Genomic DNA, 10,310 nt, shown 5'->3' on the forward strand with positions numbered 1-10,310 from the left:
CCGACAGCCGCCTGTCCGACCCGGCCCCCGATGCCGCCTTCGACGAGATGGTCGAACGCGGACGCCTTGACGACGGGCGCGATCTGCTGAACCCAGGTTCGCGCTAGGCCCGCATCGCTTCAGGTCCGCAGCGCGTCAGGCCCGGCCCGCCGCATCCGCCGAGGCCCAGGCCCATTGGAAATTGTATCCGCCCAGCCAGCCGGTCACATCAACGCATTCACCGATGAAGGACAGGCCCGGCACCTGCCGTGCCTGCATCGTCTTGGCATCCAGATCGCGCGTGTCGACGCCGCCATGGGTGACCTCGGCGGTGCGATAGCCTTCGGTGCCCACCGGGCGGACCTGCCAGCGGTTCACGCGGGCGCCAAGCGCCTCCAGCCGGGGATTGGGCTGATCGGCCAGCCGCGCCTGCGCCAGCCCCGCCTCGGTGGCGATGGCCTGCGCCAGCCGTTCGGGCAGGATCTGCGCCAAGGCCGTCGCAACCAGCCCCTTGCCCCGACTGGCGCGCATCGCCTTCAGCTCGGCCGCGACATCGCGATCAGGCGACAGATCGATCTGCAACGCCTCGCCCGCCTGCCAGAAGCTGGAAATCTGCAGGATCACCGGCCCGCTGAGACCGCGATGCGTGAACAGCAGCGCATCGCGAAAGCGGCCCGCCCCATGGGTGATCCGCGCCTCGACCGACAGCCCCGCCAGAGGGCGGCACAGCGCCAGATCCTGCTCGGCAAAGGTCAGGGGCACCAGCGCAGGCCGCGTAGCTGTCACCCGCAGCCCGAATTGCCGCGCCAGATCATAAGCCAGACCCGTCGCGCCGATCTTGGGGATCGACTTGCCCCCCGTCGCCACCACAACCCGCGCCGCCGAGATGTCCCCGCCCGGAGTTGCCACGACAAAACGGTCGCCCTGTCGCGCGACGCCGTCGATGCGGGTGCCAAGCCGCAGTTCGGCCCCCGCCATCCGGTCCAGCAGCATATCGGTGATCTGCGTGGCCTTGCCGTCGCAGAACAGCTGGCCTTGGGTCTTTTCGTGCCAGGCGATGCCCGCACGGTCCACCAGCCCGACAAAGGCGCCAGGCGCATAGCGCGCCAGCGCACTGGCCGCAAAGCGCGAATTGGCCGACAGGAACCGATCCGGTCCGGTGGCCAGATTGGTGAAATTGCACCGCCCCCCGCCCGAGATGCGGATTTTCTCGGCCGGGGTCTGCGCATGGTCCAGCACCAGCACCCGCCGCCCCGGCGCAAGGCCTGATCCCGCACAGAACAGCCCCGCTGCCCCGGCCCCCAGAATGACAAGATCCACATGCTCCATGCAGGCGGGATAGCGCCGCGCGACGGCAGGGGCAAGTTTTCGCATTTTCCCGCTTGCACCCGTCTGCGCCCTTGGGTAATCACCCCCCACAGTTGGGGCGTGGCCAAGTGGTAAGGCATCGGTTTTTGGTACCGTGTACCGTAGGTTCGAATCCTACCGCCCCAGCCAATTCACTTTAAGACATTGATCCTGCGTGGGTTCGATCTCACCCTGCACAGGTCGGGGTGGTGGCCCCGGACACGTCAAAGAACGTCAGCGCAGCCGCGTCAGTCGGCCACGGGCATCTGGCGATTTTCGAAATACGACCGCAAAGCCTGCAGCCGTTCGGGTGTCCAGCCGGGCGGATCGGTGACTGCCAGCCAGGGGTCGATATGATCGACCGGCGCATAGACATGGCCGAAGCCCACCGGCACCTCCAGTGCGATCGCCATATCGAAGGCCAGCTGCAGCTGGGTGATGATCGGATACCAGCGCAGATCGGGCGAGACGTCGGGCGCGCGCGGCATCTGCATCCAGTCGGGGCGCCGGATCGCGCTGTCAGAGGTGAAGAAGACAATCGGATCGCTGCCATATTGCAGGAACACGATGCGCACGTCGCCCCATGGGCCGACGCCGCGCACCGGTTGGCGACCATTGGTAAAGCGCACGACCTCTCCGGTGGTCAGGCGGGGCAGCCATGCGGGGGAACCGGGGTCGCGTTCCTCGGTCAGGGTCTGCCACAGCTGGCTGACAAAAGGCGGACCAACCCAGAGCGCGCCGTCGATGGGGCGATCCAGCATCTCGTGCAGGCGCAGCGACTGTTGCGAGCTGTGCGCCCCAAGGCTGAGACCGTACAGATACAGCTGCGGCCGCGTCTCTGCGGGCAGTTGCTGCCAGCGGCGATGGACGGCGCCGAAGAGCGCGCGCCCGGCCTCGGCGGCCTGTTCGGGCTGCACCAGCAACGAGATCCAGCTTTGCAGATAGGAATATTGCAGCCCCACGGTCGCCACGTCCCCGTGGTTCAGATGCTCCAGCGGTTCGATCGCGGCAGGGTCCATCCAGCCGGTGCCGGTGGGCATCGCCACGACCAGCCGCGCGCGATCAAAGCCGCCCACGCGTTCCAGTTCGCGCACCGCCAGATCGGCACGCTCGGTCAGCGTGTCGGCGGCGTTCAGCCCGACATAGACCCGCAAGGGCTGACGCGCGGCCTGCCCCGTCACCGCAGCGATGGCCGCAGGGCTGGGGGTGGTGGCGACGAACTGCCGCCCCTCGCGCCCCAGATCCTGCCAGGCGACCAGCGATCCGGGGCTGCCGGTCTGCCAGGGCTGGTCGGGGGCAATCTGTTCGGTGGGGATCAGGTCGTCCAGCGCCTGCGCCGAACGGTCCAGACTGCCCACCACATTGCGCACCAGAACACCGCTGAACAGCTGATAGGCCAGCAGGATGACCAGCAGCAGGCCCAGCACCCCGGCCTGCCGGCGCGGCAAGACCTGCCCGATGCGATAGGCGGCATAGCGCGCCAGTGCCGCCAGCAGCTTGCCGGTGACCAGCAGCGCCGCCGCCACCGTCGTGCCCAGCCCGGCGATCAGAAACGGCGCCACGCCTTCGTCGCGCGGCAGGGACATGACCGCGCGGATATCGTTCTGCCATGCGGTCGAGCGGATCAGGAACAGCGTCACGATGACCAGCGCGATCGCGCCCAGCATCGGCACCAGCAGGCGGGCCTGCCGGTCGGTCAGGCGGGGCAGATGCAGATAGCGCCACAGCGCACCCACCAGCACCATCACCCCATAGCCCGCCGCAAAGCAGAACCCCGCAAGAACCCCCTGAATTTGCGGGCTGCGCGGGATCAGGCTGGGCGTCAGCGAGCCCGCCACGAACAGCGCGCCCATGACCAGCCCCACCCCCGAGGTGCGGCGGTCCAGCCAGTCCAGAAGGGTCAGCATACGACCGGTCATCAGCGGATCTTTGCAACCAGATAAAGGGATGGGTCTGACGCTGAACCGCAGCGTCGGACCCATCCCTGCCTTATCCGTCAGACCGCCCGCCTTCCATCCCCCATGCAAAGCCGGGGGCGTTCATCGGCGGCAAAAAGACAGCCTTGCCGCCGATGAATGCAGGCTTAGTTGACCGGGGTCGCGGGTGCGCCCTGATCCAGCGGCGCGGGCTCGGTCGCATCAAACGCGGGGGCCTCTGCCTCCGGCGCGTCAGCCTCGGGCGCGGCGGCGTCAGGGGCGGCGGCGTCAGGCGTCGCCTGCGGTGCGGCCTCTGTGGCGCCTTCGATCCGGTCGCTGTCGATGGGCGCATCGCTGACCGCGCCACTGGCATCGGCCACCCGCCAAACGGTGTTGCCCGCATCGTCCGCGATCAGCAGCGCGCCGGTCCCGTCGATGCCGACGCCCACCGGGCGGCCGCGAACCTGATCGTCGACCAGAAAGCCGGTCACCACGTCCTGCATCATCCCGTCGGGCTGACCGTCGGTGAAGGGGACATAGGACACTTTGTAGCCGTTGAACTGATCGCGGTTCCAGCTGCCGCGCTGGCCGACAAAGGCGCCGTCCGCGAAAGCATCCGGCATGGCCGCGCCATCGGTAAAGACCAGCCCAAGGGCCGCCACATGGCTGGCCAGCGCGTAATCGGGGGCGATCGCCGTCTCGACCAGATCGGGCCGGGCCGGGCGCACGCGTTCATCGACATGATCGCCATAATAACTGTAGGGCCAGCCATAGAATGCCCCTTCCTGCACCGAGGTCATGTAGTCGGGCACCAGATCCGGTCCCAGCTCGTCACGCTCGTTGATGACAGCCCACAGCGCGCCCGAGGTCGGGTTGAAAGTCAGCCCGTTGGGATTGCGCAGCCCCGAGGCATAGAGTTTCGATGCGCCGGTCTGGCGGTCGATCTGCCAGATCGCGGCGCGGCCCTTTTCGGCCTCGATCCCGTTCTCGGCGGCGTTCGAGTTCGATCCGACCGACGCATAAAGCATCATCCCATCGGGGCTGAGTGCCAGATCCTTGGTCCAGTGATGGTTCAGCGGCCCGCCGGGCAGCGGCGCCAGCGTCGTGGGCTGGGCGGTGATCGCGGTTTCCCCCAAGGCATAGGGATAGGCCAGCACCGCATCGGCGGCGGCGACATACAGCGTGTCGTCGATCCATGCCAGACCGAAGGGCGAATTGAGGGCGGTCAGCAGATCGTGGCGTTCGTCCACCGTCCCGTCACGATCAGTATCCCGCAGCAGGGTGATCAGGTTGCTGTCCGCCTGCGGGCCATCGCCCCCGCCAGCGGCAAAGGCCATGATCCAGTCGCGGATGTAATCCTTGGGGCGGTATTTCGGCTTGCCCTCGGGGGCGCGGGACTGCACGACCAGCACGTCGCCATTGGGCAGCGTATGAACCGTGCGCGGATTGACCAGATCGGTGGCATAGGGGGTGATCACCAGCCCCTCGGCCACGGTGGGGGTCTGCCCCTCGGCCCAGCCCACCACCTCGGCCACCTTGACGCTTGGCAGCAGGTTCACGAAATTGGCCTCGGGCAGGACCGGATCGGGACCGATCTGCGTGGTCACGTCAAACGCGTCCTGCGCGACCACCGGATGGGGCAGCGCCAGCCCCGCCATCAGGGCCGCGCCGCCGGTCAGCAGAATCGCCCGCTGCGAAAGAACTTTGGAAATCATCATCTTGGGTGGTCCTTTTCAGGCGACGGCAAAGGGGCGGGGACGGCTGGCGGCGCGGCTCAGCAAGGCGGCGCACAGCATCAGCACACAGGTCACGGCGGACAGCGCAAGGCCCCAGGGCACGATGGCCGTCCAGCCGTCGCCCGCATGGATCAGGCTGTTGACGAAGCCCGCGACCAGCGCCAGCACCGAAAACAGCGCCGCGCCCCAGACCGGACGCATCCGCCCCATCACCGCGCTGAGGATCCACAGCAAAGCCGCAACCCCGCCCACGATCAACCCAAAGAACAAAAGCCAGGACGAGAAATCCTGCCACATCAGCACCATCGTCTGCATATAGGCCAGATCGGTCACCAGCGTCAGCGCCAGAAAACCTGCCGAGATATGGGTCAGGGTCGCCAGACCCGGCAAGGGGCGCCGGTCCGTCCGGGCGCCAGAGAGGGTGGGTGTCACGGCCATGAATTCGCTTTCCTGAATGCGCGGGGACAGCAGGAACGGCCCATGCCGGGGGATGTTCCGACAAATCGGCCCGCAGCGGCAGTTTCGCGCATCAGGCCGACCGGCAAGCCGATCTGCGCGGATCGCAAGGACGTGCCTATCATTCCCGCGCCGGGCGTGTAGGATCCCGGCTCTGTCGGATTTCGACGCCAAGCAAGGGTGACATCATGGCCAAGGGCATGAACAAGCAAAAACGGGACGTCAAAAAGCCCAAGAAGGAAAAGCCCAAGGTGATCGCGGCGGCGCCCAGCACCAAGGACGTCGTCTCGAAAGCCGTGGCGCAAAAGAACAAATGACGGTGCCCGCGCGGGAATGATGCCCGCGCGGGTCTGTCAGACTGGTCAGATCGGCAGACTGTGTCAGATCAGCAGCGTCGCGGCGGCGGTTCCGGCGGCGGTCAGCAAGCCAAGCGCGGCCAGCCCCCCGGCACGGCTGCGCCAGTGCAGGGGATGGCCCCGGATCGCGGCCAGTGCCAGACCGGTGACGATGCCCAGCAGGGCCGGGATGACGGTGAAGGTCTGTGCCACGATGGCGGCCAGATCGTGAAAGCCCCCCTGCCCTCGCGCCGCGAAGAACAACTGCAGCGCGATCGCCGCCAGCAGGACCGACAGGATCAGCAGCGGCCAGCGCAGATGCAGCCGGGCAGCGCCCCATGCGATGAAACCGGCACCCGTCAGGCACAGACCCGCGATGATCCACGGGTTCATGACTGCCCCTTGGCGCCGCCGCCGACCGGATCATGGTCCCTGCCCGACTGTGCCGAAGCCGGGCCCGGGCGATGACGGCTGCGGCGGCCCGAGGGATGGCCCAGCAGGATCAACAGGCCCAGCCCAAAGCCCGCAACCCCGATCCCCGGCCCCCAGAGCAGCGTGACCCAGCCAAGCGCCGGCACGCCCGCCAGCACCATCGCGCGGGTGGCGCGGCGCTGTCTGCGACCGGACAGCAGGACCGGCAACAGGCAGGCCAGCACCAGCCACAACCCCACCAGCGCCAAAGCCAGCGCCGGTTGGGACAGGATTTCGGGCAATCGGCCCTCGGTCATGCGGCCTTGCCCTGCAGGCGGCCCGGCAAGGCATTGGCCCAGGCCGAGATCGTGCCCGCGCCCAGACAGACGACCATGTCGCCGGGCCGGGCCTGTTCGCGCACCAGCCGTTCCAGATCATCCTCGGACAGGATGGCGCGGGCATGGCGATGGCCATGGGCAATCAGCCCGGCCACCAGATCGTCGCGCGAAGCGCCGGGAATCGGTTCCTCGCCCGCAGCATAAACCTCGGAAATGGCGACCACGTCGGCCTCGTTGAAGCAGGTGCAGAAATCCTCAAACAGCGAGGACAGGCGGGAATAGCGGTGCGGCTGATGCACGGCGATGACCCGGCCCGTGCTGGCCTGACGCGCGGCTTTCAGCACGGCGGCGATTTCCACGGGGTGATGGCCGTAATCGTCGATGATCGTCACGCCGTCGATGGTGCCAACGCGGGTGAAACGACGCCCCACGCCCGCGAATTTCGCCAGCGCGTCGCGGATCTCGGATTTCTTGATGCCCAGATGCCGGGCCACCGCCACCGCGGCCAGACAGTTGGACACGTTGTGGTCGCCGGGCATCGGCAGGGTGCAACCCTCGATCATCGGGGTTTCGGCCCCTGCCGCCTCGCCCTGCAGCGCGATGTCGAAATGCGCGATCCCGTCGGCATAGCGCAGATTGACCGCCCGCACATCGGCCTGAGCGTTGAACCCAAAGGTCACCACCCGCCGGTCGGTCAGACGCCCCACCAGCGCCTGAACCTCGGGGTGATCGGTGCAGCACACGGCCAGACCATAGAAGGGGATGCTTGATGCGAAATTCGTGAAGGCCTGGCGCAGCGCATCGAAGCTGCCCCAATGTTCCATATGTTCGGGGTCGATATTGGTGACGATGGCGATATCGGCGGGCAGGCGGTTGAAGCTGCCATCCGATTCGTCGGCCTCGACCACCATCCATTCGCCCGCACCGGCCCGCGCGTTCGACCCATAGGCATGGATGACGCCGCCATTGATAACGGTGGGGTCCAGCCCGCCCGCATCCAGCAGGGTCGCGACCATCGTCGTTGTCGTGGTCTTGCCATGCGTCCCCGCAATGGCGATGTTCGATTTCAGCCGCATCAGTTCGGCCAGCATCTCGGCCCGGCGCACGACGGGCAGGCCGCGCAGCCGCGCCTCTTCCAGTTCCGGGTTGCCCTTCTTGATCGCGGTCGAAATGACGATCACGCCCGCCCCCTCGATATTCGCGGCGCGCTGGCCCTCGAACACGGTGGCGCCCAGGGTTTCCAGCCGGTCGGTGATCTTGGACCGCTTCAGATCGCTGCCCTGCACCCGGTATCCAAGCGTCAGCAGCACCTCGGCAATGCCCGACATGCCGATGCCGCCGATGCCCACGAAATGAATGGGGCCCAGCTCTCCGGGCAGTTTGGTGGCAGCGTTCATCGTGAAATCTCCTCGACGAGGGCATAAAGGCGGCGCGCCGCATCGGGGCGCGCCAGGGTCAGGGCCGCCTGCGCCATGGCCGTGGCCTGCGCGGGGTCGGTCAGGATCGCGCGGATGTCGCGCGTGAGGCTTTCGGCGTCAAGAACGGATTCGGGATGGACATGCGCGGCCCCGGCTTCGGCCAAAGCCTGCGCATTCGCGGTCTGATGATCGCCCGTTGCGGCGGCAAAGGGGATCAGGATCGCAGGCCGCCCGATCACCGTGATATCGGCCAGCGAGGACGCGCCCGATCGGCTGATGACCAGATGCGCCCCGGCGATCCGGTCGGGAACATCGGTGAAAAAGGCCTGAACCTCGGCCTGAATGCCTGCCCGCGCATAGGCCTCTGTCACGCGCGCGCCATCCTCGGCCCGGGCCTGATGGCTGACGCGCAGACGCGCGCGCAGATCGTCGGGCAGAGCCGCGACGGCTGTGGGCACGATATCGGACAGCACCCGCGCGCCCTGACTGCCGCCGATAACCAGCAGGTGCAGCGGCCCGTCGCCGGGGGGTGCATAGGGGCTGGCGGCATGATCCAGCACCGAGGCGCGGACCGGATTGCCGACATGGGTGCCGGTGACGCCCGCAGGCAGGTCGGTCGGCCATGTCCCGCAGGCGATGCACTGAACACGGGGCGCGAACAGCCGGTTCACCCGCCCCATTACGCCGTTCTGTTCATGGATCAGGCGCGGCAGCCCCATCAGATGCGCCGCAGACAGCGCCGGAATGGTGGGATAGCCGCCAAAGCCGATCACCACGGCAGGCCGGTCGCGGCGAAAGGCGGCGCGGGCCGCCCAAACGCCTGCGGCGATGCGGAAGGGTGCGGCCAGCTTGCCCGCCAGCCCGCCCCGCGCCGTGGTGGCGGAACTGACCACCTGACGCGTCACCGCATCGGGAAAGCCGCCCGCATAGCGCGCGCCGCGTTCGTCGGTGGACAGCTGCACCCGCCAGCCACGTTCCAGCAGCAATTCGGCCAGCGCCTGCGCAGGAAACATATGACCGCCGGTGCCCCCGGCAGCGATCAGCGCCAGCGGCGCGCGCATGGGGACCGACATCAGCGGCCCCGGCGCAGGATTTCGGCGAACTCGCCCTGCGGACGGGTACGGGTCAGCGCCAGCAGCATCCCCACCGCGATCCCCGAGGCGATCAGAGAGCTGCCGCCATAGCTGACAAAAGGCAGCGTCATCCCCTTGGCAGGCAGCAACCGCACCGCGACGCCCATATTGATCAGCGCCTGCACCCCGAAGGCGCAGGCCAGACCGGTGCCCGCGATCCGCGCAAAGGGGTCGCGTTCGCGCACCAGCCGCAGCAGCGACCGCAGCACGATGGTCGTGTACAAAAGGATGATCGCCAGAACCATGACAAACCCGTATTCTTCGGCAGCGACGGCGATGATGAAATCGGTATGCGCATCGGGCAGTGACCATTTCACCTGCCCCTCGCCCACGCCGACGCCGAAGAAGCGCCCCTCCTGGATGGCATTGGTGGCGAAATAGATCTGGGTGTTGACGTCGATCTCGGCCGACAGGAAACTGTTGATGCGGCGGGCGAAATGCTCGGACGCGTTATAGGCGAACAGGCCGCCCAGACCCGCGATGCCCGCGACCCCCACCATCAGGATGACCGGCGATCCGGCGACGAAATACATCACCAGCCAGGAAAACAGCACCAGCGAGGCCTGCCCGAAATCGGGCTGCAGCGCCAAAAGCACCACGATGACCATCGCCGCGAAAAAGGAATAGAGCCGGCCCGGCGGTCCGCCGACCTCTTGTGCCGAGGCCATGAACCACGCGCAAAGCGCGACGAAGCCGGGCTTGAGAAATTCGGACGGCTGGATGGATACGAAGCCCAAAGACAGCCAGCGCGTCGCGCCCTTGCCGAAATCCGTACCGACCAGCGGCAGCGCCAAAATCAGGACGAACGAGATCGCGAACCCCAGCACCCCGATCCGTCGGATCTGGCGCACCGGCAGCATCGAGGTGATCAGCATCACCGCAAGGCCAAGGCCCCCGAACACCGCCTGCCGCTGCACATAGTAAAATCTGGGCAGATTGTTCTTTTCCGCCAGCGGAACCGAGGCTGCCAGCCCCAGCAAAAGCCCGATGGTGAACAGACCTAGCACACAGGCCAGCGCCCATTTGTCCAGGGTCCGCCACCAGCGGGGAAGAATCGGGTCGCCTGCGCGCACGGGCGCGGCACCGAATACCATCTCGGTCATAGGAATACCGCCGTCACTGCCTCTGTCCTGTCCGGTTTGCCCGGATCTGCCGCAGAGGATAGCGCGAATGGGGGCGTCGCGCTACTGCCGATTCCCGTGGCAGGGGAAGAGTTGATTGGGGGGGGGGGGGGGGGGTGG

At 67.3% G+C, this 10,310-nt stretch carries 10 protein-coding genes and 1 tRNA gene; 2 read left to right on the forward strand and 9 right to left on the reverse strand.

Features of this window, described 5'->3' with window-relative positions; all coding sequences use genetic code 11:
- Positions 1–135: 135 nt before the first annotated feature.
- Positions 136–1,308, reverse strand: a complete 1,173-nt coding sequence (locus EG885_RS20500) for a BaiN/RdsA family NAD(P)/FAD-dependent oxidoreductase (protein WP_131578381.1) — start codon at positions 1,306–1,308, stop codon at positions 136–138.
- Between the two features lie 93 nt (positions 1,309–1,401).
- On the opposite strand from EG885_RS20500, the gene EG885_RS20505 reads away from it, so the two are divergent.
- A tRNA-Gln gene (locus tag EG885_RS20505) sits at positions 1,402–1,476 on the forward strand.
- A gap of 98 nt (positions 1,477–1,574) precedes the next feature.
- Here the strand turns inward: EG885_RS20505 and EG885_RS20510 are convergent.
- The 3 genes from EG885_RS20510 to EG885_RS20520 form a co-directional block, all read right to left on the reverse strand.
- Positions 1,575–3,245 carry an alpha/beta hydrolase gene (locus tag EG885_RS20510; RefSeq protein ID WP_165571240.1) on the reverse strand — a complete coding sequence of 557 codons (1,671 nt, stop codon included), beginning with the start codon at positions 3,243–3,245 and terminating at the stop codon, positions 1,575–1,577.
- A gap of 164 nt (positions 3,246–3,409) precedes the next feature.
- On the reverse strand, positions 3,410–4,960 hold the full coding sequence (locus EG885_RS20515; RefSeq protein ID WP_242679772.1) for a PQQ-dependent sugar dehydrogenase: 1,551 nt from the start codon (positions 4,958–4,960) through the stop codon (positions 3,410–3,412).
- 15 nt (positions 4,961–4,975) lie between these two features.
- Positions 4,976–5,416 carry a DUF2231 domain-containing protein gene (locus EG885_RS20520; protein ID WP_131578371.1) on the reverse strand — a complete coding sequence of 147 codons (441 nt, stop codon included), beginning with the start codon at positions 5,414–5,416 and terminating at the stop codon, positions 4,976–4,978.
- Between the two features lie 206 nt (positions 5,417–5,622).
- Here EG885_RS20520 and EG885_RS23490 point away from each other — a divergent pair, with 206 nt between their 5' ends.
- Positions 5,623–5,751, forward strand: coding sequence for a hypothetical protein (locus tag EG885_RS23490; protein ID WP_278248501.1), 129 nt, complete (start codon positions 5,623–5,625; stop codon positions 5,749–5,751).
- 63 nt (positions 5,752–5,814) lie between these two features.
- On the opposite strand, the gene EG885_RS20525 is transcribed toward EG885_RS23490, so the two are convergent.
- From EG885_RS20525 to ftsW, 5 genes are read right to left on the reverse strand one after another with little or no spacing between them, the layout of a single operon-like run.
- Positions 5,815–6,162, reverse strand: coding sequence for a hypothetical protein (locus tag EG885_RS20525; RefSeq protein ID WP_131578373.1), 348 nt, complete (start codon positions 6,160–6,162; stop codon positions 5,815–5,817).
- Positions 6,159–6,497 carry a DUF2484 family protein gene (locus EG885_RS20530; RefSeq protein WP_131578375.1) on the reverse strand — a complete coding sequence of 113 codons (339 nt, stop codon included), beginning with the start codon at positions 6,495–6,497 and terminating at the stop codon, positions 6,159–6,161. Before EG885_RS20530 ends, EG885_RS20525 begins: the two co-directional genes overlap by 4 nt.
- On the reverse strand, positions 6,494–7,915 hold the full coding sequence (gene murC, locus EG885_RS20535) for a UDP-N-acetylmuramate--L-alanine ligase (protein WP_131578377.1): 1,422 nt from the start codon (positions 7,913–7,915) through the stop codon (positions 6,494–6,496). The genes EG885_RS20530 and murC overlap by 4 nt, the downstream gene beginning before the upstream one ends.
- Complete coding sequence (locus EG885_RS20540; protein ID WP_131578385.1) at positions 7,912–8,997, reverse strand: UDP-N-acetylglucosamine--N-acetylmuramyl-(pentapeptide) pyrophosphoryl-undecaprenol N-acetylglucosamine transferase; 1,086 nt, start codon at positions 8,995–8,997, stop codon at positions 7,912–7,914. Before EG885_RS20540 ends, murC begins: the two co-directional genes overlap by 4 nt.
- 11 nt (positions 8,998–9,008) lie before the next feature.
- Entirely contained in the window at positions 9,009–10,172 is a 1,164-nt protein-coding gene (gene ftsW / locus EG885_RS20545; protein WP_131578379.1) for a putative lipid II flippase FtsW, read from the reverse strand.
- Between the last annotated feature and the right edge of the window lie 138 nt (positions 10,173–10,310).

It is taken from the genome of Paracoccus nototheniae, assembly GCF_004335005.1.
Taxonomy (GTDB): domain Bacteria; phylum Pseudomonadota; class Alphaproteobacteria; order Rhodobacterales; family Rhodobacteraceae; genus Paracoccus; species Paracoccus nototheniae.